This window comes from Paraglaciecola algarum (assembly GCF_021532655.1).
GTDB classification, from domain to species: domain Bacteria; phylum Pseudomonadota; class Gammaproteobacteria; order Enterobacterales; family Alteromonadaceae; genus Paraglaciecola; species Paraglaciecola algarum.
Map to the genome: position 1 here is coordinate 51,520 of NZ_JAKGAS010000001.1, position 25,590 is coordinate 77,109.

17 protein-coding genes are annotated in these 25,590 nt (G+C 39.6%); 5 read left to right on the forward strand and 12 right to left on the reverse strand.

Annotated features, from left to right (window positions below):
* The first annotated feature begins 4 nt into the window (after nucleotides 1-4).
* Complete coding sequence (uvrB, locus tag L0668_RS00265) at nucleotides 5-2,023, forward strand: excinuclease ABC subunit UvrB (RefSeq protein WP_235310059.1); 2,019 nt, start codon at nucleotides 5-7, stop codon at nucleotides 2,021-2,023.
* A 172-nt stretch (nucleotides 2,024-2,195) separates the two neighbouring features.
* On the opposite strand, the gene L0668_RS00270 is transcribed toward uvrB, so the two are convergent.
* The 9 genes from L0668_RS00270 to L0668_RS00310 all read right to left on the reverse strand — a co-directional run bounded on the left by L0668_RS00270 (nucleotide 2,196) and on the right by L0668_RS00310 (nucleotide 18,483).
* Nucleotides 2,196-5,057 carry a M16 family metallopeptidase gene (locus L0668_RS00270; RefSeq protein WP_235310060.1) on the reverse strand — a complete coding sequence of 954 codons (2,862 nt, stop codon included), beginning with the start codon at nucleotides 5,055-5,057 and terminating at the stop codon, nucleotides 2,196-2,198.
* A gap of 102 nt (nucleotides 5,058-5,159) precedes the next feature.
* Entirely contained in the window at nucleotides 5,160-5,999 is an 840-nt protein-coding gene (locus L0668_RS00275) for a sugar phosphate isomerase/epimerase family protein (protein WP_235310061.1), read from the reverse strand.
* Nucleotides 5,996-6,442 carry a YiiD C-terminal domain-containing protein gene (locus L0668_RS00280; RefSeq protein WP_235310062.1) on the reverse strand — a complete coding sequence of 149 codons (447 nt, stop codon included), beginning with the start codon at nucleotides 6,440-6,442 and terminating at the stop codon, nucleotides 5,996-5,998. The genes L0668_RS00275 and L0668_RS00280 overlap by 4 nt, the downstream gene beginning before the upstream one ends.
* Entirely contained in the window at nucleotides 6,439-6,825 is a 387-nt protein-coding gene (locus L0668_RS00285; RefSeq protein WP_235310063.1) for a phosphoribosyltransferase, read from the reverse strand. Before L0668_RS00285 ends, L0668_RS00280 begins: the two co-directional genes overlap by 4 nt.
* Nucleotides 6,826-7,056: 231 nt before the next feature.
* Nucleotides 7,057-10,203 (reverse strand): error-prone DNA polymerase, encoded by a 3,147-nt coding sequence (locus L0668_RS00290; RefSeq protein WP_235310064.1) that lies wholly within the window; start codon nucleotides 10,201-10,203, stop codon nucleotides 7,057-7,059.
* On the reverse strand, nucleotides 10,203-11,633 hold the full coding sequence (locus tag L0668_RS00295; RefSeq protein ID WP_235310065.1) for a Y-family DNA polymerase: 1,431 nt from the start codon (nucleotides 11,631-11,633) through the stop codon (nucleotides 10,203-10,205). Before L0668_RS00295 ends, L0668_RS00290 begins: the two co-directional genes overlap by 1 nt.
* A gap of 43 nt (nucleotides 11,634-11,676) precedes the next feature.
* Nucleotides 11,677-12,474, reverse strand: a complete 798-nt coding sequence (gene imuA / locus L0668_RS00300; RefSeq protein WP_235310066.1) for a translesion DNA synthesis-associated protein ImuA — start codon at nucleotides 12,472-12,474, stop codon at nucleotides 11,677-11,679.
* 59 nt (nucleotides 12,475-12,533) lie between these two features.
* Complete coding sequence (locus L0668_RS00305) at nucleotides 12,534-13,082, reverse strand: hypothetical protein (protein ID WP_235310067.1); 549 nt, start codon at nucleotides 13,080-13,082, stop codon at nucleotides 12,534-12,536.
* Between the two features lie 13 nt (nucleotides 13,083-13,095).
* Nucleotides 13,096-18,483 (reverse strand): Ig-like domain-containing protein, encoded by a 5,388-nt coding sequence (locus L0668_RS00310; protein ID WP_235310068.1) that lies wholly within the window; start codon nucleotides 18,481-18,483, stop codon nucleotides 13,096-13,098.
* 667 nt (nucleotides 18,484-19,150) lie between these two features.
* Here L0668_RS00310 and L0668_RS00315 point away from each other — a divergent pair.
* Complete coding sequence (locus L0668_RS00315) at nucleotides 19,151-20,284, forward strand: helix-turn-helix transcriptional regulator (RefSeq protein ID WP_235310069.1); 1,134 nt, start codon at nucleotides 19,151-19,153, stop codon at nucleotides 20,282-20,284.
* Nucleotides 20,285-20,499: 215 nt separating this feature from the next.
* On the opposite strand, the gene L0668_RS00320 is transcribed toward L0668_RS00315, so the two are convergent.
* Together L0668_RS00320 and ygfZ are read right to left on the reverse strand one after the other, a co-directional pair.
* A complete protein-coding gene (locus tag L0668_RS00320) occupies nucleotides 20,500-20,985 on the reverse strand; it encodes an FKBP-type peptidyl-prolyl cis-trans isomerase (RefSeq protein WP_235310070.1) in 486 nt (161 codons plus the stop codon).
* A 75-nt stretch (nucleotides 20,986-21,060) separates the two neighbouring features.
* The gene (ygfZ, locus tag L0668_RS00325; RefSeq protein ID WP_235310071.1) at nucleotides 21,061-21,996 is read right to left on the reverse strand and encodes a tRNA-modifying protein YgfZ; all 936 of its coding nucleotides are present in this window, start codon (nucleotides 21,994-21,996) and stop codon (nucleotides 21,061-21,063) included.
* A gap of 193 nt (nucleotides 21,997-22,189) precedes the next feature.
* Here ygfZ and L0668_RS00330 point away from each other — a divergent pair, with 193 nt between their 5' ends.
* From L0668_RS00330 to L0668_RS00340, 3 genes are read left to right on the forward strand one after another with little or no spacing between them, the layout of a single operon-like run.
* On the forward strand, nucleotides 22,190-22,441 hold the full coding sequence (locus tag L0668_RS00330; RefSeq protein WP_235310072.1) for an FAD assembly factor SdhE: 252 nt from the start codon (nucleotides 22,190-22,192) through the stop codon (nucleotides 22,439-22,441).
* A complete protein-coding gene (locus tag L0668_RS00335) occupies nucleotides 22,428-22,868 on the forward strand; it encodes a protein YgfX (protein WP_235310073.1) in 441 nt (146 codons plus the stop codon). Before L0668_RS00330 ends, L0668_RS00335 begins: the two co-directional genes overlap by 14 nt.
* 6 nt (nucleotides 22,869-22,874) lie before the next feature.
* Nucleotides 22,875-23,786: a MaoC family dehydratase gene (locus L0668_RS00340; protein ID WP_235310074.1), complete on the forward strand. Its 912-nt coding sequence runs from the start codon at nucleotides 22,875-22,877 to the stop codon at nucleotides 23,784-23,786.
* 21 nt (nucleotides 23,787-23,807) lie between these two features.
* On the opposite strand, the gene nadB is transcribed toward L0668_RS00340, so the two are convergent.
* Nucleotides 23,808-25,418 (reverse strand): L-aspartate oxidase, encoded by a 1,611-nt coding sequence (nadB, locus tag L0668_RS00345; RefSeq protein WP_235310672.1) that lies wholly within the window; start codon nucleotides 25,416-25,418, stop codon nucleotides 23,808-23,810.
* Between the last annotated feature and the right edge of the window lie 172 nt (nucleotides 25,419-25,590).

Consider the following 25,590-nt stretch of genomic DNA (forward strand, 5'->3'; position numbering starts at 1 on the left):
CAGCATGAGTAGAGCATTTGAAGTAAAGTCGTCCTATTCGCCAGCAGGCGATCAACCTAAAGCGATTGATTCGTTAGTTGATGGTTTAGAAAATGGTTTAGCTAGGCAAATTTTACTGGGTGTGACGGGGTCAGGTAAAACCTTTACTATGGCTAACGTGATTGAAAGAGTGCAAAGACCCACCCTCATTTTGGCTCACAATAAAACCTTAGCGGCCCAGTTATATGGAGAAATGAAAGAATTCTTTCCGAATAACGCAGTGGAATACTTTGTATCTTATTATGATTATTATCAGCCCGAAGCCTATGTACCCTCAAGCGATACCTTTATTGAAAAAGATTCGTCAATAAACGAACACATAGAGCAAATGCGTTTGTCTGCCACTAAGTCTTTGATGGAGCGTAAAGACGTCATTATTGTGTCTAGTGTTTCGGCCATATACGGATTAGGTGATCCCGATTCGTATATGAAAATGCTAGTGCATTTTCGTCAAGGCGACATTATGAATCAGCGGGACATTTTACGCCGCTTAGCTGAAATTCAATACACCCGTAACGATGTAGCATTTGAGCGGGGCACATTTAGAGTAAGGGGTGACGTAATTGATGTATTTCCGGCAGATTCTGAGCGAGAAGGTATTCGAGTTGAACTGTTCGATGAAGAAATTGAACGGATCAGTATTTTTGATCCGCTAACTGGTGCCATTGAAAAAACCGTGACTCGCGCCACAGTATTCCCTAAAACTCACTATGTGACACCTAGAGAGAAGATCCTTGAGGCTATTGAGCATATCAAAGTTGAGCTTAAAGAAAGGCGTGAGCAGTTAAAGTCTGTTAATAAATTAGTAGAAGAACAAAGAGTTTCTCAGCGTTGCCAGTTCGACATGGAAATGATGCAAGAACTCGGTTATTGCTCTGGTATTGAAAACTATTCTCGTTATTTATCTGGCAGACCACCGGGTGATCCACCGCCCACCTTGATTGACTATTTTCCGGCTGATGGATTGATGTTTATCGATGAGTCCCACGTGACAGTTTCACAAATCGGCGCTATGTACAAAGGTGATAGATCCCGTAAAGAAACCTTAGTGGAATATGGCTTTCGTTTACCTTCGGCCCTAGATAATAGACCCCTTAAATTCGATGAGTTTGAAAAAATTAGTCCACAAACCATTTATGTATCAGCCACTCCAGGTAAGTTTGAGTTAGCAGAAGTGCCTGAAGAAGATATTGTTGAACAAGTAGTACGGCCAACCGGTTTACTCGATCCTCAAATTGAAGTGCGGCCTGTAGGCACACAAGTGGATGATTTGTTATCAGAGATCCATAAATGTGTGGCACTAAATGAACGAGTACTAGTGACTACGTTAACTAAACGTATGTCTGAAGATCTAAGCGATTATTTAGATGAACATGGTGTGAAAGTGCGCTATTTACACTCAGACATAGACACAGTCGAACGCATCGAAATTATTCGCGATTTACGCATTGGTAAGTTTGATGTATTGGTTGGGATTAATTTGCTTCGAGAAGGACTAGATATGCCAGAAGTATCGTTAGTGGCCATACTTGACGCCGATAAAGAAGGTTTTCTACGTTCAGATCGCTCCTTAATCCAAACCATAGGACGAGCTGCTAGGCATTTAAATGGTCGTGCGATCTTGTATGGCGATAGGATCACCGGCTCGATGCAAAGAGCCATGGAAGAAACCGATAGAAGGCGTGAGAAACAACAAGCTCACAACCTTAAACATGGCATAACACCCATGCAATTAAATAAACCTATTACCGATATTATGGATGTAGGTGATGGTGCCAACGATGACGGTAATAAAGTTAAACTTCGATTAGTGGCTGAAGGGGCTAAGAAATATCAAACCCTTAGTACGCCGCAGTTATTGCAAAAAATCGCTGAATTAGAAAAAATTATGTTTAAAGCGGCGAAAGATTTGGAGTTTGAAAAAGCCGCCAGTTTGCGAGATGAAATAGAAGAATACAGAGCACAAATAGTTAAGAATGCTTAGATATTTTGGCTGATATTAAGCTTGAACAGATAGGAATTTATTATGTCTGAACGGGAAAAATTAGAACAAAAACAAACTAACAATTCTTAAAATATACCAATACAGATATTAAAAAAGATAAGAAAACCTATGTGGGTTTTCTTATCTTTTATCTTTAATTATATGATGGGTGTTACTGAACTGGATCCCCAGCAGTATCCAATACAATTGCCTCACCCAAACCGAGTTGATTCACCCGCTCTAACTGTGTTGCAGCATCGCCTACAATTAAATAAATCATTTTATCTGGATCCATATATTTAGCCACGATTTGTTGTGCTTGTTCTAGCGTCATATCGGCAAGGATTTGTTGTTGTTGGGCAACATAGTCCTTTGGTAGTTGATAACTGCTGATATTTTGTAAGACACCCATCAAACTATTGGTTGTTTCAAATGCTCTCGCGTTTGAACGTGATAACACTGATTTAGTGTTCTGTAGAGCGCTTGCATCAAATCCTTTTTGATAATCAGTCATTATTTCTCTAAAGGTTTGTAACGACTCTAGCGTGACATTTGAACGAACACTGGAACGAGCAGTAAATACGCCACCTAAATTTCTACGATTTACTCCTGAGTATGCACCATATGTGTAACCTTTTTGTAGTCGTAAAATTTGAAATAACTGTCCAGAAAAACTTCCTCCAAGATTATGGTTAACTGCAACCAGTGGATAATAATCTTCAGCGTTAGCATCCATCGCTCTAGCTCCAATCTTAATAAATGACTGTTTGGCACCGGGAACATCTACAAAATACAATTGAGCTTTTTCGATACTTGGGGCTGCAGTCGAATGGGGTAAGGTCACTTCACCTGCTTTTAAGCCAGTAGTTAGTCCAGTTAAACTGCTGGTGACTTGTTGTTGAGTGACATCTCCTGCGATATGTACACTAGTTAAATTAGCTACAAAATTATTTGTGTAAAAATCTTTTAAGTCTTGTAATTCGATTTTGTTCACGTCATCAATGGTACCTAAAATAGGTGTTGCTAACATATTTTCATTGCCATACATGAGTTTGTTATACACATTAGTCGATATGGCACCAGGGTTACCCTGAGATTGTTGAATTTGGGCTATGGTGTCTTTTTTAATACGAGCCCACTCTGATTCGTCCCATCTAGGTTGTAATAGTATTTCTAGCGCTAAGGCCATAACTGCATCGTAATTGGCAGCTAGGGTGTTGCCAGTTAAGGTTACGTATTCGCCACTGGTGGTAAACTCTAACTCCGCGCCTAATTCTCCTAACGCTTTTTCTAACTCTTGGGGTGTTTTGTTGGCTGTACCTTCCATCATCATACTAGTGACTAAATTAGCTACGCCTACTTTGCCTGCTTGGTCAAAAACATGGCCGCCTAATACTCGAATAGAGAAAGACACTAACGGCAGTTCGTTGTGTTCGATGCCTAACACTTGTACTCCATTGTCTAAATTAGTATTCCACACTTTGGGTAAGGTGATGCTAGGTTTGGGGCCAAATTCAGGTTTTACTGAGCGGTCGAAAGCCGATTTCGCTTGGGCAATAGGCGCTAACTCTTCAGATTCTTGTTCTTTGCTTAGCTCTGCGCCTTGCACAACTTTTTCTTCCACTACATCTGCTTTTAACGCCCCTGCTAATTTAAGTTCAGTTTGTCCTTTAGGCACAAAACTCGTAGCTACGTAGTGTTGTCCGTTTATATATTTATTAAACACAGACAATATGTCTGTTTGGGTGATACTTTTGTAGCGCTCGATTTCTGTGGTAATCAGCTTAGGGTCACCAGCAAACTCATTGTATCTGGCAAGTGAAGAGGCCTTGTTAAACACGCTGGTTAAGTTGTTATAAAATGACTTTTCTTTGCGCGTCATAATGCGTGCAAGTTGTTCGTCACTAAATCCTTCTTTAGCAAATCGAGCGATGGCTTTATCAATGCTGGCTTTTACGTTATCTAGTTTAATACCGTTGAATGCCCGAACTTTAAGACTAAAAGTACCGGCTAATTCACCTATATAGGCGCTGGTTGTAATGGAAGGCGCGAGTTTATCTTGCTCCACTACCGTTTGATAAAACACACTGTCTTTACCATCGTTTAATACTTCAGCTAACAACTCTAATGCGTAAGCGTCTGTTTGGTACTTTTCAATAGCTGGAAAAGTTAAGGTTAGTTCAGGTAATTGTGCGAAGTTATCTTCATGATACAAAGAAATGCTTTTTTCTAAAACAGCTGGTCGGGGGACTAAAGCTGCGACTTCTGGTTGCGCTTCTAGTTCGCCAAAGTATTTTTCTATCCAGGCTTTTGCTTGTTTATTTTCAAAGTCACCAGCTAGCACCAAAGTGGCATTATTCACGCCATACCATTTTTGATAAAAGTCTCTCACATCTTGCAATGTGGCATTTTGTAAATCTTCAAGGCTACCAATAACGCTCCAGCTGTAAGGATGACCTTCTGGGTAAATAGCTTCCATGACAACTGCATTTGTATGACCATAAGGGCGGTTGTCTACACGTTGGCGTTTCTCATTTTTTACAACTTGTTTTTCGTTTTCTAAGCCTTCTTGAGTAACTGTATTGATGAAGTAACCCATACGGTCTGATTCCATCCACAGAATTTGCTCTAATCCATCATTTGGCACTACTTCATAATATATGGTTCCGTCTTGCCAAGTGCCACCGTTTAAAGTCCCGCCCATGTTGCCAATGTTTTTGATGAATTGGCCTGCTCCTACATTTTCAGAATTCTGGAATAACATGTGTTCAAAAAAGTGAGCAAAACCTGTTTTACCGGGTAGCTCACGGTTTGAGCCAACGTGATACACAATGGCAACTGCCACAACTGGATCAGATGTATCTTGATGTAACACCACATCAAGACCATTTTTAAGTTGGTATTTTTCAATGTTAAGTGATTGGGCTTTTTCCGCGGGAGCTTCAACTGTTGCCACCTGTGTTTCTGGATTGGTACAAGCTGTAAAGATTACAGCTAGGGTGAGTGCAGATACTAAATATTTGAATGATTTCACAATGATCCCTTAGCCAGTCAGCTAAATAAATTATTTCGTCTTAGCCACTGTAAAAGCATGTGCTAACAAAAACAATATCTATCCTATTTTGTATTTATGGGATTACTTGAATAAAGCGTGTATAAATTGAGCCCCCGATAAAGCACACTCTAACTCATTCTCAATTAATGGGCGGGTGATATGTAATGCACTTGCAAGCCCAGGTACTTTGTTTGTGAAAGCTTCTATGGTGATCCAACCATCATAATTAATACTTTTTAACCCTTGAACATTGGTTTGCCAGTCTACTAACCCTTGGCCTAACATACCACGATGACTTTCGGAAAAGTGCACATGTTTAATGCTATCGCCTGCAGCTCTGATTGCTGTTGTTAGGTTCGACTCTTCAATATGAGCATGATGTGTGTCGTAATGAATACCAATAAAAGGGGACTTCACGGCATCAACTATTTGTTTAGCTTGAGACACAGTGTTCATTAAATAACATTCAAAACGATTTAAGAATTCTAAGCAAAGTGTGACTTGCGCTTGTTCGGCATAGCTCGAAGCGATTTGCAGGTTTTCGATACACCAATCTTGTTCTTTTACACTTGCGGGCATACCTGTAAAAACACCTGGTGACGAGTGTATAGGACCGCCAAGAATATTACTGCCTAATGCCTCATTGCAGTCTATGGCCCATTTTAGGTGATCTAAACCGGCTTGCCTGATTGTTGAATTAGGCGAAATTAAATTTTTATCAGGTGAACCATTAGAGGTTGTGGTGCACGCAAGTCCTTCGCTATCTAATACCTGTTTTATTTTTTGGTAATGTTTGGTGTTACCCATGGTCAATGGTATTTCTACACCATCAAAGCCTGCTTTTTTGAGTATGCTGAACAGGTGAAAATGTTTTTCTTCAACATGTGTGGTCCATAATAAAAAGTTAATGCCTATTTTCATTTGTTATTCACCGCTACAAAACTACCTATTAACAAACCGGCTGGTGCATCTTGATATGTCAGTTGAGACTGCACTTCTATACGGGCTTTGCCTCGACGTGAGAGTATCTTTAAAAACTTATCCCAGTTTTGACCTGCTGCCAAACTCGCTTCGGCATTAAATCGACCTAATATTGGCGCGTCGTAACTCATGGTGTTTTTCTGGATCACTAAGGTGGTATTGATACCTAAACCTTTTAATTTAGAATGTAAAAAGGCCCAGGCACAGAGTATGGCAATGGAACTAGCGCTACCTCCAAATACTGAATCTCTGTGATTGATGTTTGGCTCCAGAGGTGCAGACATCATAAGCTTATCCGAAGATATTTGTTCCACTTGTGCCGCTAGCGCCACTGATTGTGGGATTTTAAGGTTAAGGTAAGTTTGTAATGCTTGTTCGTTCATTTTACTACCTTTGAAATATACGGCACATTTCTTAACTGGTTATTCCAAGGCAGGCCATAACCTACCAATAAGTCGTCGTTGGGCATCTCTAGGGCGTAGTATTGCTTAAATGGAATATCGACTCTACTAGGCTTGACAAATAGGGTGGCAATTGACAAAGATTTTATTTCGAAATTGTCAGCCAAGTATGCGGTCAATCGTTTCATTGTGCCACCCGACTCAATGGCGTCGTCTATCACAATCACATGCTGATTTTTTAAAGGGACATTCTCATGATAAACAATTGTCGAATTGTTTTGGTTATCACCCGGTGTATGCGGGCATGAGATTGTATCCATACTGATATTAAAATTCAGTTCACGCACTAGATCAGCTGTAAACAATAACCCTCCAGGTACAACGGTAATGACAATCGCGGTTCCTTGGTAAAATCTTGATTAAGTTTTGCCGCAACTTTAGATACCCCTGCTTTGATTTGTTCTTGACTGAGAACCAGTTCACCTAAGTGTTGTGTGTTCACATTGCTTCCTTACTTTTACTTTAGGGGCTAATAACTTAATCATTATATCAAGCAATTAGTTGGGGTCAGAGTTTTCATTTGTAACTGATTTTGTTTAATGAAAGTTCCTAGATTGGGTGTTTAATTCAGATAACAAATGACTTAAATCAACTAGTTTTCCGGCGATAACGTGAGTCACATCGCCGTCTCCTCGTTCTAATATACCTTTAACCTGTAAGATACTGGCTTTTAAATAAGCCTGTTTTTGCGCCCTTGAAGTGGCCAACCAAACCACCACGTTGATATTGCCGGTATCATCTTCTAGGGTGACAAAAGTTACACCTTTGGAGGTGCCAGGTCTTTGCCTACCTGTAACTAAACCCACCACGCTAATAGTGCTTTGATGTGATTTAGATAATAACTGATTAGCTTGAGTGTGAGGGGGGAGTAGGTTTTCTTTTCGTAATAATGCGATTGGATGAGTGAATAAACTTAAACTGGTGGCTTGATAATCTTCTACTAAGGTATCAATTTTACTGGGAGTAGGTATGTTTGTACTGTTTTCGCTAGGCTGATGTTTAAAAAGATCTAACTCGTTTTCAGTGTCCATGAGTTGCCAACGACTTGCATATCTATTTTGGCTTATAGTGTGAAACACATCTGCGCTGGCTAATGCCTCAAGTAGTGGCTTGGAGCGAGTTTGTTTCTTAACTTGGTTGATATCTTTAAAACCGTTAACTGGGCGCAGTTGCAGTAGGTTTTCAACTTCACTTTTATTCACCCCTTTCACCAGCCGAATGCCTAATCTTATGGCCCAGTCTTTGTCTCGGGGCTTCTTTTTATCGTGAGACTCTGTTTTAGGCTGAGGCTCAGTTTCATGCTGATACTCCATTTTATGTTGGTAATCAGAGGCATTAATACAAATAGGCAATACACTAATATTGTGACGTTTGGCATCTTGAATAAGTTGGCTAGCTGAATAAAATCCCATAGGTAAACTGTTTAATAAGCCCACATAAAATGCGGCAGGGTAGTAATACTTTAGCCAAGAAGAGACATAAGCCAATACCGCAAATGAGGCTGAATGTGATTCGGGAAAACCGTATTCGCCAAAGCCACAAATCTGTTGGTAAATGCGCTGGGCATAGCCTTCTGGATAGCCTCTTTTTAACATGCCTGAAATGAGTTTGTCTTTAAAGTGAACTAGCTCTCCTGTACGTTTCCAACTGCCCATGGCACGCCTGAGTTGGTCAGCTTCACCACCACTAAACCCTGCTGCTACCATGGCAATTTTAATCACTTGTTCTTGAAATATCGGCACTCCTGATGTGCGTGACAATACGTCTTTTAATGCTTGTGAATGATAGGTGATTAAGTTGGGATCGGCCCTGTGTTTTAAAAAAGGGTGAACCATGCCACCTTGTATGGGGCCGGGACGGACTATGGCTATTTGGATCACCAGATCATAAAAGGTAGTGGGTTTGAGCCTAGGTAACATGCTCATTTGTGCCCTAGATTCAATTTGAAATACGCCTACTGTGTCGGCTGCTTGGATCATTTTATACACTTGTGCATCGTCACCTAGGCTAGTGATGTGGGCTACACTGTATTGATGTTGATAGTACTTTTGTATCAGGCTAAATGATTTTCGAATAGCCGTTAACATGCCTAAAGCTAGTACATCTACTTTCAGTAAACCTAAACTTTCCAAATCGTTTTTATCCCATTGGATCACTGTACGATCTTGCATTGCTGCGTTTTCTATTGGCACTAAGTGATAAAGCGGTCCTTGGGATATCACAAAGCCGCCAACATGTTGGGATAAATGACGGGGAAACCCTTTGATTTCATCCACCAGTTCTACAAATAATTGGCCTTGTTTGGATTCAGGTGCAAACCCTAACTCGGCAATTTGCCCACGCCAGCCTAATCCTTTGTCTCTGTGGTTCATGTTTTTGATAAAAAAGTCCATTTGGTGCTCACTTACCCCCAATGCTTTGCCTACTTCATGAATGGCACTTTTGTGTCTGTAAGTGATCACAGTAGCGGCAATAGCAGTACGCTCTCTGCCGTACTTTTGGTAAATGTACTGAATGATTTCTTCACGTCTTTCATGTTCAAAATCGACGTCTATGTCTGGCTCTTCTTGTCGTTCTCTTGAAATAAAGCGCTCAAACAGCACTGAAATTTGCCTAGGGTCAACTGCGGTAATTTGTAAGCAGTAACATACGATTGAGTTGGCAGCTGAGCCTCTACCTTGGTACAGGATCTGTTGTTTTTGGGCGAAAAGTACAATGTCGTAAATGGTTAAAAAAAAGTACTCGTAGTTTAATTCGCTTATCAAACGGAGTTCTTTGACTATGATGCGTTTGATGGCAAAGGTCAGTCGCCCGCCTTCTGAAAAGCGTATTTGCATGCCTTGTAATACTAATTCTCGTAGGTAGGCGGTGGCAGTTTTTCCTTTGGGTACCAGTTCTTGTGGGTATTCATAACGCAAACTGGCTAAATCAAAATCGCATTGTTTGGCAATCTTCACTGACTCAGTTAACCATTGAGCTTCAAATAAGCGGGTTAATTTATGTATGGGTCTTAAGTATCGCTCATTATTTGATGTCAGTTCTCGGCCCAATAAGTGAATAGGTTTACCTTTTTGAATGGCAGTGAGCGTGTGTTGTAGAGATTGTCGTTGTGAAATATGCATAAGTACGCCACCACATGCGCTGATAGTAATTTGATGTTCTGTGCTGAGTTGTTGTAAGTGTTTTAAATAACGGTGTTCGTTGGCAATAAGGTGGCGTTGATAACCTATCCACACTCGTTCGTTGTAATGCTTTTTTAGCCAAGGGCCCCAATGTTTGTCTGGGTCTGTTTGGCCTTTAGGTAACCAAATAACCAAACAATGTTTAATGCCCCGTAAATCCCATAAATTGAGTTGGTATTCACCTTTGTTTGCTCGTTTTCTGGCATTGGTGATAGTGCGGCATAACTCGGCATAGGCTTGTCTATTTGGGCAAAGCAAAACTAAGTCTAGGCTTTGTTCAAAACAAAATAAGCTACCGACAATCAGTTTGATATTCAGGTTTTGTTCTTTTATTGCAGTGTGTGCTCTAGCGACCCCTGCTACCGAACATTCATCTGTGATGGCAATGGCTTGATAACCTAAAAAGTCAGCTTGTTTGACTAACTCTTGAGGGTGAGACGCGCCATGTAAAAAACTAAAGTTACTTTGGCAAAATAGCTCTGCATAGTGAGTGGAGGACATCAGCTGAATATCCCGTGTAAGTACCATTGATTATCAGGGGTTTTATAGATCCAATACCACTGACCTATTGAATTGTAGGCAATAAAATAGTCTCTGATCACTGTGTCTTGATCCCACCAAGCGGTATGAATACGTTCAGGTCCGTAAGCAATAGAGACCTTTTCTTGTAAAGGTGCAGGTTTGCTTAATAAAAAGCTAGGCCGCATAGGCTGTAAGTGAATAGCTTGATTTGAGGACATGTTAGTTAGCGTATTATTAAGCATAAGTTCAGGGCGAAAATCGTTGCTTAACTGCGGAGTAGTTAACGCATCATCGCCTAATTTAGCTTGTAATAATGACTGTAATTGCAAGCGACTAAAGGTACCTTGTTTACGACTAAATAGATCTTGTTTATCTGGTGAACGAACAAAGGTGTTATCTACTTTTAAGCTGATGGCATAAGCCGGCGAGGAGAGGCTGAGGTTTTCAAACTTTAATGTGATCAGTGATAACCACACATCCATTTGATATTCCCCTTGTCTAGATTCGACTTTAATATCAACTGACGGGGTATCTCTAAGATATAGCTTAATGTGTAACGTGTGGGTTAATAAATCACGACTTTTTAAAAAGCTGGCTAAGGCGGTTAATAATATTTTTAATGGCTTGAGCAAGGTTTGCAGGTTTTCTATGTCGAACAATAACTCTAGGTAACGTTCAAAAGTTTGTTTGGGATGAAAACAATGAATCGGGTGAGATATTTGATTGGTTAATTGCCCTATGTAATGAGTCACGTCTGCATCAAAACGTTTGGCCAGATCAGCAAAAGGGATCTTGAGTAAATCATGTAGGGTATGCAAACCAACCCGAGCCAGCTTTTTTACCACAGCTGATGAAAGTTCAGTATGTTGCAGTGATAAAGGTTGGATAGCTTGTTGAATCGAGCTGTGATCATCTGTGATGGTATTCCACTTTGTTGTGGCTAATAATCTAGCTGCCAGTGGCGAATGCCCAGAGGCATAATGATAGGTTATTGCATTGGGTATGTGCTGTTGGATCATTTGCCAGTATTGAGGCAATCCACCATACATAGTTAACATATTATGGGCTTGTAACAACAAACCTGTGGATCCCCAAAAACTAATGTCACTGCTGATTAAATACAGTTGATGGGCAATGTCACTGAGCATGCCTTGGCTGATTTTTTCTTGATATAAAACCACTTCAATATCATGTTTTAACATGGCCGCCGTGCCTAACCCCATGCCTACCCGTATGCCTGCCTGATACGCGGTTTGGTTTAGCTGACATATTTGATGTTTTTCTTCATGCCAAATTACCCAAGGTTTTTGCGAGTTTTCTTTGTGAAGAGACTGCTCGCTGGTGGATTGTTGTAGCAAGGAGTCAAGCTGTAATTGAGGGAAGGATAAATATAACCAAAGTTTGTTCATGATCGTTTTTCAGCCTAAGGTCTTTTTCATACAAAAAGCTGACTTAACCCACCTTATGTATGGCAGTGGGAAAGTGCAGCACTTTGGATGGCGCTAGCTGACTCAGCTCTGGCCAATAAGTATGCATATTGATGTTCACTATTTGTTTGGGTTTCAGGCCTTTACCTTTGGTTATGTATACCTGAATACCTTCTTTAGCTGGGGCTAGTGTCATACCTAAAGAAACAGGTAATGAAATATGCTCATTTTGATAAGGGCGGATAATAAAAAGTAAACATTGGCCTTTCTCTGCGGCCAGTTGAAGGCGTTTGATATGGGTGACAGAAACCAGATCATGCCAGATGATCACACTATGGCAACAACCACTTTTAATGCTTTGTTCAGCGCTCCATAAACCTAATGCTTGGGTTTTAGGTTGAACAATTAATATTTGTTTTAAATTTAAGCCAAATTCAGCCAGCATCTCACTATTGATGGACAGGGGAGGGGCAATGAAAGTGATTAACTCTGAACTAAACTCGCGTTGCCTAGTGAGTAGACTAGGTAAAAGTAAACGTAATTCCCCTATGCCAATAGGGCTACGAATATCGATTACGCCGTATTCTGGATACCCACCTTGCAAGGCATTATCTAAGCTTGTAAACCCTGTCGTTTGTTCTGATTTGATATCAGTTTGTGTATGACAAGCTTGCCATAATAGCTTTTTATTTTTGAGGTAATGAATAGTAGGGTGCATAATATAAAATAAATATACTGTATTTATGTACAGTATATTTATTATTAAAATAGACGCAAGTTTTGTTTGATCTAGCTTGATCTGAAATGTGATCTTATTAGGCATAAAAAAGCCTATCCAAATGGGATAGGCTTTGATTAATTTTTGCTGGTTTTATTTTTAGTTTAGCTTTTTTGAGTTTTACGGGTTCTGGTTAAAGCCAGTAAACCAAAGGCTAATAAAGCTAAGGCTGATGGTGCAGACACTTCGGCAGCGGCAGATATCTCATTACCAATCACATCATAGGTTTCGACATAATCTACTGTAAAGTTTGAATTGGCTAAATTTGCGCCTTGTGCAATATCAAATTGAGCAGTACCAAGTAATAAATCTGTACCCAATCGTGTTGCCCAATCTGCAAAGTATGCGAAACCGTATACTTCAAAGATACCAGGTGCAAACTCAAATCCATCGACAAAAAACTCAGTATCAATCGCCGCGTTAGCTTCAAATCCACCAAGACCAAATAGGCTATCTACTGTTAAAGCTGTTTGGTCAAATGCAAAGTCGAAAACAAAGTCATACAAGTCAGGGTTCGCATTATCTAAACGAAATTCAACAGTTAGTTTGTCTCCGCTTACGGTTTCACTAGTGATAAGCCCGGCACTTGCGGTAAACGCAAGTGCCAAAGTGAGAGCGAAAGTTAAGCTTAAAGTTGTTATTAATTTTTTCATGTTCGGTTACCTCTTAATTAGTTGAACATCTAGCACGTGTACATAATCCAGTGAAGCCACGTACATCACGAGTATCGACTGCACCATCGTTATTGAAATCGAAATTTAAATCAGTGATTTCGCCATTTCTGACACCTATTTGGAACAAGCGAACGTCTAAAGTATCTACGTCTCCGTCACCATCCAAGTCCCCTAAAATAGCTTCCACTGGTTCATTAGCGATTAATTGAGTGAAAGTGAGGGTGTCACCGAACCACATCCAGCCATTACCGCCGGCGCTTGTAGCTTCAACTCGGATGGTGTGAGTACCAGCAGTCAGGTAGATAGATTCGGTTAAGGTGAAGCTTTCAAAGACGGCTTGATTACCTGTAACAATCGCCACTTCTTCTACAAACTCACCATCTACAGATAAGGCTGCCTGAGAATTCACATTGGCACTTGATGCCACCATGTCGATGCGATAGAAACCATCAGCTGGGAAATCAAGATAATAATCTACCCAATCACCGTTTTGGTTACTATCGGTTACAGTACGTCTATCGGTTGGGATCCCGCGTTCACCAATGGTTACGCCTGAGACTCGGCCACCTGTTGCATCAAAAGACTCTGCTTCTATGGTAAAAGCGTCACCATCCACAGTTTCTTCTACAGGTGTTTCTGGCTCTGTAGGCTCTTCAACTTCAGCCGCGACTATCTTGATTGGCGCGACACCACCAATTTTGTATGTTGTACCGTCCGTTGAAGCATAAGATGCAAATAAGAAGTAGAAGTTACCGTCAGGTAAATCTGCACTTGGGGTTAAGTCAGCTAAAGAAAGATTCGCTGTAGCTGTACCTGATGATTGACCTATGGCACTTGCATCAAAAGCTAATACATCTTTCACAACGGCAGACCAGTCTGAGGTCATTTCTCGTAAGAAGAACTTCACGCCACCTTGTGCAGCCGTAACCGTATGATCTGCACCTGCATCATAGTTGGCGACAACCTCAATACTTTCACCTACAACATACTCTGTTGATAAGTATTTATTGTCATCATCTAAGGTTAATGATGGCTCGGCAGGTTCAAATGGAATGGCGGTATCTGCAATGATAATAGGTGATACATTGGCTAGCAGTTGAGTGCTACCGTCAGATGATTTAAAACGGGCCGTTAAGTTGTAATAATGACCAGCATTTAAATCTTCGCTATTTTTTAAGTCACCTTGAGTTGGATGAATTAAAGGCAAGCTAATATTCACCGTGCCATTTTGTGAACCAATTGAACTATCATCTGCAAATACAACACGTTTCACTTGAGAGCCATCAGCACGTAACTCTTGCAAAATAAACAGTAAACCACCATTAACACCACCAAATGAGCTTGATACCACTGTATTGTCAGTACCTGCGTTAAACTCTGCGGTTAAATCTAAGTTTCCGCCTTTAGCATAAACACTGTTTAGGTACTTATTAACGTGATCTAAAACGAAAGATGGCTCAGCTGGCGCTTCTGGATCAGTTGGCTCTTCAGGCTCTGTAGGGACTTCAGTTCCTTCTGCGGCAATCTTGATAGGTTGTACTCCACCAATTTTATATGTTTGTCCATCTGTTGATTGAAAAGCAGCATATAAGAAGTAGAAGTTACCACTAGGTAATTCTGCAGTTGGTAATAAACCAGTTAATGGGATTTCTGCAGAGGCAATACCAGACGTTTGGCCAATAGCCGATGCATCAAAAGCAACGGTATCTTTTACAACACTCCATGCTGATGTCATTTCTCGTAAGAAAAACTTCACCCCACCTTCAGCATTAGTAACCGTTTGGCCGGTACCAGCGGCATAATTAGCAGTAACTGGTAATGTTTCACCCACTACGTAAGTCGCTGCTAAATATTTACTCGCATCATCAAGTGTTAACGAGGCTGTTACTCCTGGCTCAGTTGGTGTTTCTGGCTCTTCAGGCTCTGGAGCCGCAACATCTGGATCAAGGGTTGGGCTAAGTGAACTAATAAAGACAAAACGCATTTTGTCGGCATTCCACTGCCACTTAGCTTCAGCACCTATGCTTTCGATACGAATAGTGTGCTGTCCCGCTGCAGGGATCAGAATGTTATTACTGATAACAGTGCTTTGCATAACATCCCAGCTACCTGTTGTAGGAATGCTCGCGCTGCCAGCTAATACACCATTAACATAAACGGCAGCACCGTTTTCTGGTGCGGTAGGTGTACCTGCATCTAGGATTAGTTGATAAACACCCGCTTCAGAAAAGTCGACGCCAAACTCAGCCCAGTCACCTGTTTGATTGGTATTAATACCTACATCACTGGTATTAAAACCTGCAAATGCTCCACCAGTGTTGTTCATGGTTTCAGCTTCTACCACAAATGAATTTGTGTCTTGTGAGGCTGAAGCTAAAACATTAACGATAATACTATCTTCATGACCGCCGTCATTAGAGGTGACTTTAATGGTTGTTGCGCCAGGCGCTACACCTGTGATTAAACCGTTTTGGTCAACAGTGGCTATAGTGTGGTTGCTTGTTAACCAGGTAACTGATTTATCGGTCGCGTTAGCAGGTAAAAAATCCACCTTAGCTTGGTAGGTACCAGGCAACACAATCACACTAGTACTTGGTAAGTCGACACCTGCTAAAGCGTAGCTATTGACATTAACATTAACCACATCGCTAGCCCCACCTACAGCAGTTGCTGTAATTACAGTGTCACCATTGCCAACAGCAGTAATTAGGCCATTGTTATCAACTGTGGCGACAGCCTCGTTACTAGACTCCCAAGTAAGCATTTTAGTGGTGACGTTAAATGGCGTGAAAATCACATCTAACTGTAAGCTTTCATCTACCACCATGGCTGCACTTTCATGACTAAGCATTATGTTACTTGCTTGGATAGTGGTGACTGTTACTTGGTGTTGGGTCGCTAAAGAACCGTCTTGCATGGTAGCGGTAATAGTGGTTGTGCCACCACCTGTACCTGTCACTAAACCATTTTGATCAACTGCGGCAATTTTTACATCAGCACTCGACCAAGCAATAACTTTATTGTCAGTATTAGCAGGTAAAACAGTTGCAGTTAAAGCAATTGATTCTTTAATGGCCACGCTTGAAGCACCAGCTAAAGATAAATCAGTAGCAGCAACACAAGGATTACAAGTTTGTGGGGCGCTTCTGTTTAAAGGTGTGTCCATTTCCCAAATAGATAAGCTAATGGCTGTAAAAACACGTGCAGAAGCTACCGTTGCTGTAACAACGTTATCTTCTTCTAACAACTCTAACGGGATCGGAATTTCAATTAAGTTTAGAGAAACACTTCCTTCATCTACCTCTGGTCCCATGTAGTCGTAATGTTCAACTTCTATACCACTTGCATTCGGATTAATTTGAGTTGGTACGGCAAGTGTATGACCATTAATAGTAAAAGTATTGTTGGTGGGTTTTGCTGCATGGAATGGATAAAACTCTGCCGCAATACGTAAGGTGGCTTCACCATTTTCAGGTATAGAAACACCATTGATATTACCTGTCATGGATGAGCCACTAATACGGTGAATTTGTCCTTTAGCAGCTTCACCTTTACCTGCGCCAGATAAACTTTCTCCGTAATATTTTTTCTCGTTAGAAAGGCTTGTTATTGCTACATCTTGATTATATTCAATATCCAAGATTATAGTAGAACCAGGCTCTAAAGTGACGGTTTCAGGAAGGTTCTCTAACATCGCCTCGGCTAAAACAGGGCGACCTAAATTAATGTCGCTTAAGCCTTCTGCTAAATATGAATGTTTCATATTGACACTCTTAACAGTGTTGCCATTAACACCCATAAAAGATAAATCAACAGGGATATCGTACCATTCAAGGTTATTAAGAATTAAATATGTGTGGTTTCCATCAACATAGGCATCGACTTGGATATCAGGATCACTTGAATGTGTATCGACTCGAGTACCTTTTACGTCAGACCATAATTCGTACCACTGAATTTTATCAGTAACATACCAATCTGCACCTTCATAGTTTTCTGAAAGGGCTTCGTCTGTTTGCATTAACGAAGCTTCATAACGAATGGCTTCGCCAGCAGGACCCGTTAATAAACCCCACTGACCTTTGATTGGAGAAAAAGGCATGGATTTTACAACTTGACTAGGACGGGTTAACAACTGCATAAACATTTGGTTAAATGTTCTTAGGTGTAACCAGTCGGCATAACGATAATCATTAGTAATGAATTCTAATTTACCGTGCTTGGAAGCTATTGCCCCGTATTCAGATACCACCCAAGGTTTCAGGTTATCTTTACCATTTACTTGTGCGTCGTACCATTCGACCATATCTAAAATAGCTTCGGTTTTCATACCACGACGAAATGTACTGCCTTGGCGTGGATTGTTGCCCATTTGTGCCCAGTCGTATAAATGGATGGAATAGAAATCCATATTCTCACCAGACGCATCCATAAACCCTTTCCAAATAGCATCCCACTGGAAGTATTTATCATCTTGAATGGCCCAAAATTCTGAACTAGTTATTTCTTGTAAATAGTCTTCTAAGGTACCTGCTTCATAGGAGTAACGACTTCTAACGGCTCTTTCTTGAGTGGGGAATCGTTCTGATAAGTCACCTTGTTCAAGATCGTGTAAACCCCATGTCATACCGCCTACAAGAGGACGTTGGTCAGGCGGCAATTTATCTTTGATTTGTTCTGCCACTAAATTATGGTATTCGAAAAGTTGTTCAAAACTAGACATCACAAATGTACGGCCAACATTTATGTCCATGTCCGGTTCGTTAATGACTTCCCAATATTTGGGCATTAATACGCCACTTGTTTCGCCATCTTTGCGCATGAAGTTATCTAGGTACTCTCCAACCCATTCTGCGCCATCTTCGATATGACGTAGTACGTATTGGCCTGTTTCATCTTCTTTACCTGCTAAATCTTTAGGCCAATATGATTGTGTAGGGAAGAGGCCATGTGGCGTAATACCCATAATCATTTCATTACTGCGAGCTTCATATGCGCGGATTGACTCTGGCAAAACGTCGTACATATTGTCTTTGTGCCATTGGCCAAAATTAGCTAGGTCCTCTAGATCTGGTTTACCTAAATTATCTGGATCTTGCGCGGTTGCTTTAAATATCCAAGTTGCCATACCATTATCCCGACCAAAATATACATCTAGGTCATTCATCAGATAATTCATCACATCGGCTTCACCTTGCCAGTCACCTTCGGTGAGGTTGGAATGAACTGTGATATGTTTTTCTCGGTTAAAATTAGAAACCCCCTTTACTTCATGTTTGACATCAAGGTTGATGTCTACTTTAACTGCTGCCGCATGAATATTATTGACGCTCAACCCAATTGCAGAAGCTATTAATAGTTTCAAATAGTTCTTTTTCATATAACACCACTTTGTATTTTTGTGTGTAAATTCAAAGTTTCGAAGCTGGTTTTTGTAACAGTGTTGACTTAGGTGCTTCTAAACTTTTCAAGTTGGCAATATGTATATTGTTAACAATATGTTGCCATACCTTTAAATTACCTGATAAAAAATACAAAGGGAATGGAGTGGGTAGACTAATATAATATCGACTTTTGAGATGTTTTTTTATTTGGTTATATTAGTTGTTTAAAAAGCTGACACTAATTTAAATTTGTTATTTAACAATGGCTTGTGGCTTATTTTTTATATTTAGGTTCGTTATTTTGAAGGTTGGGATTCATGTTTTTACAAGTGGGTGTTCGTAATTTTAAATGCCTTGTTCATTATATTTGTGCGTAATATTGTTGAATAAATGTTTTTAATTTGTAATGGGGTTGTTGTAGGTAAACTTGGTTTTTTACCAATAATTGTCTTTTGGAAATTGCCTTAATTTCTATTGTAAAACAACATCTCCTTGCCAACAAAAAAAGATGAATGTGGATTATTTTTGTAATATTCTATTGTTAATTGTTGTCAATATCGTTTTTGTAACCTTTATATTTATCTGAAAGGGGTTGTGATTGAGACTTCATTTATTCGGAAAAAGTCGCTTTATTAGAAGTTACTTAGTTAAAAGTGGTATTAAATGCTTTCAATTCCTTTAGATACCTTTTTTTATTACATTACGCCCATGATCACAGGGCCATTGATGTTATTAATATTGGTGTATTATATTTTTGTTAAACAGCAATTTACTGCTGACTTTCCTTTTTATGCCTGTTTTTTGGTGAGTTTCGCTATTTTTCTGATGGGGCGCTCTTTGCAGTTTTATTGCGGTCCTGTATTAGCTCACTTGGTTTTATATGGTCGATTTTTTATATTATTTTCCATCGGTATTCCTAGTTTATTAATCGCTAATTCAAAACGTTGTGGCATAACGCTTAGTCTTTTTAGCTTCGTCATACCCTATTTATTAGGTACTTTTAGTGCAATTATTTTTGTTGTGGTTCGGGATGGTTCGGGGCAGAACATAATTTTTGGTCCGGAATATGGAAATATTCTATTACTCTTGATCACCCAAGCTACCTATAGTGATGTGCTAATTATAGCGAGTACCGCATTATTAGTATTCCCTAATTTGTACCTGTTTTTTTATCACGTACGCCGTGAACCACAGCTGGAAACTTTGTATGTTTTAGTTAGTTCTTTATTGCTGGGGTTGTTATTTATTATTGGTGACATGACCTATCAATATTGGTTGTTTTTTCTAGGTTCATATATCACAGTGGTTTGTTGGTATTGGTTGGTTTATCAAGATATACGAACTATGAAAAATCAAGCGGCTAGTTTAAAAAATGAATTACGATCAATACATAGGACCACCCAACCCAGCAATATCAGTGATAGTGATTTAAAAGAAGTTAAGGAATTAGATTACGTAGTGACTAACCAGACATCTGCTAAAAATAGAGAGTTGGTTGATAAGACCATTGGATTTATTAAAGCAAACTTTAATAAAGATCTAGAGTTAACTGAAATAGCAAAATACACCCAGGTCAGTGATTCTTATTTAATTAGAGTATTTAAAAAAGTCACTGGAAAAACTATAAATCAATATATCACTAGTTACCGTATTCAACAGGCTAAAAAGTTATTGAGTAGGCATTCTGTTATTGAAACATCTATTGCAGTGGGATTTAAATCCCCTAGTTATTTCAGTACAGTATTTAAAAAGTCCACGGGCTTAACGCCAGTGCAGTTTAAACAACAAAATATTTAGTTAACCTGATGTGATGGTCTTCTCCCGTTTGATTGTTTGGTTCAATTCAATCATGGCACATAGCTAACGCTTAGATGCCGAATTAGGGAGGAGACCATCACATCAGGTTAGTGAGCAAGGTTATTGTTTGCTGGCTCCAGAGCAGCGAATAGAGGCCCCTTATTAAGGGCCTATGAGTTTTTAGTATACCTATATAGTGTTAGGCGAAATGTCATTTAGTGAGCGTGACCACATCCACCTTCAGTATGCGGATGGCCGTGTTCTAGTTCTGACTCTGTGGCTTCTCGTACTTCTAACACTTCTACATCGAAATTTAGGGTTAAGCCTGACAGAGGGTGATTACCATCTACTATGACTTCATCATCACTGACTTCAAGTATCATTACAGATTGTTCACCATCGTCTGTGGTAGCTCTAAATGTCATTCCTGGCGTGACTTCCATATCTTCAAACATAGTTTTAGGTACTGCTTGTACTAGCTCGTCATGACGTTTGCCATAACCAAGCTCAGGCGGAATATCGATAACAAACTTATCTCCAACAGTTTTTCCTTCAAGCTCATCTTCTAAACCTTGGATTAAAAAATGACTACCTTGTAAGAACACCATAGGTTCTGCTTCTCTAGATGAATCGATTTGTGTGCCATCAGCAGAGCAAACGGTAAAATGGATAGTGGCGACAGTTTTATTAGATATATTCATGATACTCCGAGTTTTAAATTATTTATTAAGGGCAATATATTAAGCTTTTTATAGAGGGTTTTTATAAAAAGTCAGTTAAGTTAATTCATAGGGTAAGGCTTGGGTGTTAAAAATGACATCTGGTTTGGATTTGAGTCTAAATTCAGTGCCAAGTTGAGTATCTTTAGCTAATACGGCAAAAATCCAAGTTTGTTCATCGTTTGTTGCACTTCTAAGTATTGTGCCTCCAGGCCGCCAATTCCCTTCAATTTCAAACTCAAGTGATTCACCGGTTAAGTTAGATTGAGTCGAGTTACTGGCTAAAATAAAGCCCGCTTTTTTATTACGCCCAAGATATTTGGTTCGGGCTATAACTTCTTGGCCCATATAGCAGCCTTTTTCAAAATCGATAGCATCAACACAATGTAGATTTAGCATTTGCGGTACAAATTCATTGGCAGTTGGTTCACTAATTTCACCTATACCGGCTTTTATTTCGTCCATTTCCCACAAATGGCCTTTGTCAGTGCTTTCACTGGCCAGTTTTTGCTTTGCATCAATTGGCTGTAACACCATAAAACGAGATGGTAAATGCAAAGAAGAAACTAACACTGCCAGACCATTTTCATTGGATATAACTTTCTCGTTAGTATTAGGTACAGAGCCAAATAAATCTTGAATGGCTTGCTCAAAAGTTTCGCCAACACCACCTATTATTTGCCAATTATCTGTTTGGTCAGCGATTTCTACTTTGGCAAATACACCATATTTATTTAACTCAGCTAAAGATTTAGCTAACGCTGTTTTGTGAGGTAACAGTAAAATCGAGTCTTGCCAATTTAAGGCGTAAGACACGCTCCAAGTTTTACCTTTAAAGTCACAATGACAAGTTAGTTGGAGTTTCTGCTCATCTAACTTGGCAACATCAGATGTGACTTGTCCTTGTAGGTATTTCACACGCTCTTCACCCGTAAGCTGAATAACGCCTTTATTTGTAATAGGGGTGATATATTCTTTTGTTGCCGAAGACATATTATTGATTCTCTTTATTTTTTGTCATAATTGAGCTGCCATAGTTAAGCGCTCATGTTTGCCGCTATTCTTTTGTATATGGGGTATGAGTTGAATTTCCCAAGCAAAGTGCTGAAAACAACTTATTATACCTGCTATTATACTGAAATAAGCACAGCCCTACAGGGCGAATAATAAGAGATCGAGGTTAATAATGTTTGATAAGCAAAGGTATGGACGATTGAAGTGGGCTTGTCGTCGTGGAATGTTGGAGCTAGATGTTTTATTTATGCCTTTTGCTGAAACTGGGTTTTTAGAGTTATCAGAAGAAAAGCAAGAAGCATTCGAGCGTTTGTTAACCTTTGATGATCCTGATTTATATGCGTGGTTTATGGGACATCAGGAATGTAAAGATCAAGAAATGAGTGACATGATTGAGCATATTTTGAGTCGTGTCAAAGTATAGAGTTGAGCTGCAAAAATCTCGTTTAGAAGTCACGTTTTTAATTGGCACTTTTGGGGTATTAGCTACATCTTTTTGGACTTGGAAGCCCGACATCATGCCATTTCAATGGATACTGCAATTGGTGTTGTCATGTGGAGTTCTATGCATAGGTGTGAAGAAGGTATTGGTTCAACAAACTAAGTTACCTTTAGTCATTAGTTTTACTGAAAAAGGTGAGTGGCTAGAGCTTACCAACACTTTGCAATCAAGTTGGTTGATTAACCATGATTCGCGAATTATGGGCGTGATATTATTGTTAAGAGTCACTTCTGCCTTAAATCCAAGTCTAGGAAAATGGCTGATAATTTATAAAGATCAAGTTTCCGAAGCTGACTTTAGACGTTTATGTCGTGCCATTATTTACCAGCAACAAAACCTTGGTAGTTAATTATCCATGCAAACCTCTAATATGAATTCTGTAAAACTCTCGACATTTCCAAAACTTAAATGGTTAATGATCCAAGCTCCGTTTAAAAGAGATTTAAAGCAATCTCCCCCCGTTTTGCCTCATAGTGAACTGTGGATAGAGAATGTTACGCTTGATAACGATGCTTTAGCTAGGTTTCATCAAGTGGTCAATTGGCAGGTTAAAACTTCGGTGTTACATCCATGTTTTATTCATACTATAGCTTTCCCGTTGCATTTAAAATTATTGTTAGCACCTGGCTTTCCTTTTCCCCTTTTAGGGTTAGTGCATATTGAAAATACTATTTCTCAGTTTCGCCAAATTAATCAATCTGAAACATTAAAACTGGTATGTCGATTAGGTGAATTAGAGCTACATAAAAAAGGTTGGTTATTTTCAGTCATCACTGAGTGTTTTAGTGGGGCTGAGTTAGTTTGGCAAAGCAATAGTCTTAACCTATTTCGAGCTAAACACAATTTACCCACCAAGAGCGTTAATAAAAGTGAAGATCATTTAGGCCCATTAATATCATCTAGTGAATGGTCCTTGCCCGAAGATTTAGGTCGTAGATATGCTAAAGCCTCTGGAGACTTTAATCCTATTCATTTACGAAAATGGTCGGCGAAATTATTGGGTTTTAAACAACAGATCGCCCATGGTATGTGGACAAAATCTAAGTGTGTGTCTGAAATACAAAAGATTGATCCTGAGTTACTACTGAACAATTTTAAAGTAAATTGCCGCTTTAAAAAGCCTTTATACTTGCCTAGAGAAGTTGTGATGTCGATCCAAAGTGCCAATGATAAGCAATTAGCAAGTAAATATTTATTTAAAGTAGAAACTCAATCCCCCGAAGATGAAACTATCCCGCACTTAACTGGCTGTATTATTGCGCTTTAATGTAATTTCTATCAGTTTTTATTATTCCATTTGGGACTTAGCCTTAGGCTTTAAAATAGTTGGTTGCGGGTTCTCTATTTGGTCGGGGTAATCTAAGTTAAAGTGTAATCCTCGACTTTCTTTACGTTTACGAGCGCATTTAACTATTAATTCAGCTACGGTTAGCAGATTACGTAACTCTAGTAAGTTATTACTTACTTTAAAGTGAGAATAATAGTCGTTCACTTCTTGTTTGAGTAACTCAATTCTATGATGGGCACGTTCTAAGCGCTTATTGGTGCGAACTATGCCAACATAATCCCACATGAAAAGGCGCAATTCATGCCAGTTATGTTGAATAATTACTTCTTCGTCAGAGTTGCTAACTTGGCTTTCATCCCATGCTTTTATGGGCACATTGATGACTTTGTTATTTAAGTTACCTTGAATGTATTGAGCAGCTGAGTGAGCATAAACAATACATTCTAGTAGTGAATTACTGGCCATTCTGTTAGCTCCATGCAGTCCAGTGTAAGCCACTTCACCTATGGCAAATAGATTTTGAATATCTGTTTTGGCATTAGAATCTGTCATCACACCACCACAGCTATAATGAGCCGCTGGAACTACTGGAATAGGCTGCTGGGTGATGTCTATGCCTAAAGATCGACATTTACGATAAATATTGGGAAAGTGTTTAACAATAAAGTCACTTGATTTGTGGCTGATATCTAAGTACATGCAATCCGCACCCAAACGTTTCATTTCAAAATCTATGGCACGGGCTACTATATCCCTTGGGGCCAAATCGCCCCTTTCATCAAATTTATGCATAAAAGGAGTACCATCAGGGTGACATAACTTGGCACCTTCTCCTCGTAAGGCTTCTGATATAAGAAAGTTGCGTGCTTCTGGATGATACAAACAAGTAGGGTGAAATTGGTTAAACTCCATATTCGCCACTCGACAACCTGCCCGCCAAGCCATGGCTATACCATCACCACTGGAAACATCAGGATTTGAGGTATATTGATAAACTTTACTCGCGCCACCTGTGGCTAAGGTCACAAATTGACTGCGAATAACTTCCACTCGCTCATGTTTTCTATTCCAAACATATGCGCCTAGTAGGTGATTCGTTTGAGTGTTGTTTTTAATTAAATCAATGGCGTTATATCTTTGGAAAAGATGAATGTTAGGATGCTGTTTGACCGCTTCAATAAGGGTTAATTGAACGGCCGCGCCTGTGGCATCAGCTGAATGTAAAATTCTTCTATGACTATGACCACCTTCACGAGTCAAATGGAACCTTGCTTCACCGTTACTGTTGACTTCCTGATCGAATGGCATACCAAAACTAATTAACCATTCCATACAAGCTTTAGCTTGCGATGCGGTAAATTTAACAGCTTCTTCATCACATAACCCCGCACCTGCTAATAATGTATCGGTTACGTGGTAATCTATAGAATCATTTTCATCGAACACAGCAGCAATACCACCTTGGGCGTATTTGGTCGAACCTTCTGATAGTTCACTTTTACTTAGCACAATCACCTGACAATGATCGGCAAGTTTAAGGGCGTGACTCAGACCAGCGGCACCGCTGCCAACAATTAGTACGTCACATTGGTGTTCAATAGTAGATTGCATCATGTAGACTAGTAAGGTAAATGATAATTATATTGGCAATATTAATTTACACAGGGTAAATATCAATGCTTTTAATGACCTATAGTATTCGAAACTAAATGGTATAAGAGTACTTAATTATCCAATATTTAATTATTATGAAAAAAGATCACTTTTTTGCGAACTTTTTTAA

Coding starts and splice junctions, on each gene's coding strand:
- L0668_RS00295 (WP_235310065.1), bottom strand. CDS start 11,633: ATGAACAAACTTTGGTTATATTTATCCTTCCCTCAATTACAGCTTGAC.
- uvrB (WP_235310059.1), top strand. CDS start 5: ATGAGTAGAGCATTTGAAGTAAAGTCGTCCTATTCGCCAGCAGGCGAT.
- L0668_RS00340 (WP_235310074.1), top strand. CDS start 22,875: ATGCAAACCTCTAATATGAATTCTGTAAAACTCTCGACATTTCCAAAA.
- L0668_RS00320 (WP_235310070.1), bottom strand. CDS start 20,985: ATGAATATATCTAATAAAACTGTCGCCACTATCCATTTTACCGTTTGC.
- nadB (WP_235310672.1), bottom strand. CDS start 25,418: ATGCAATCTACTATTGAACACCAATGTGACGTACTAATTGTTGGCAGC.
- L0668_RS00290 (WP_235310064.1), bottom strand. CDS start 10,203: ATGTCCTCCACTCACTATGCAGAGCTATTTTGCCAAAGTAACTTTAGT.
- imuA (WP_235310066.1), bottom strand. CDS start 12,474: ATGCCTAATAAGATCACATTTCAGATCAAGCTAGATCAAACAAAACTT.
- L0668_RS00315 (WP_235310069.1), top strand. CDS start 19,151: ATGCTTTCAATTCCTTTAGATACCTTTTTTTATTACATTACGCCCATG.
- L0668_RS00330 (WP_235310072.1), top strand. CDS start 22,190: ATGTTTGATAAGCAAAGGTATGGACGATTGAAGTGGGCTTGTCGTCGT.
- L0668_RS00310 (WP_235310068.1), bottom strand. CDS start 18,483: ATGAAAAAGAACTATTTGAAACTATTAATAGCTTCTGCAATTGGGTTG.
- L0668_RS00275 (WP_235310061.1), bottom strand. CDS start 5,999: ATGAAAATAGGCATTAACTTTTTATTATGGACCACACATGTTGAAGAA.
- ygfZ (WP_235310071.1), bottom strand. CDS start 21,996: ATGTCTTCGGCAACAAAAGAATATATCACCCCTATTACAAATAAAGGC.
- L0668_RS00280 (WP_235310062.1), bottom strand. CDS start 6,442: ATGAACGAACAAGCATTACAAACTTACCTTAACCTTAAAATCCCACAA.
- L0668_RS00305 (WP_235310067.1), bottom strand. CDS start 13,082: ATGAAAAAATTAATAACAACTTTAAGCTTAACTTTCGCTCTCACTTTG.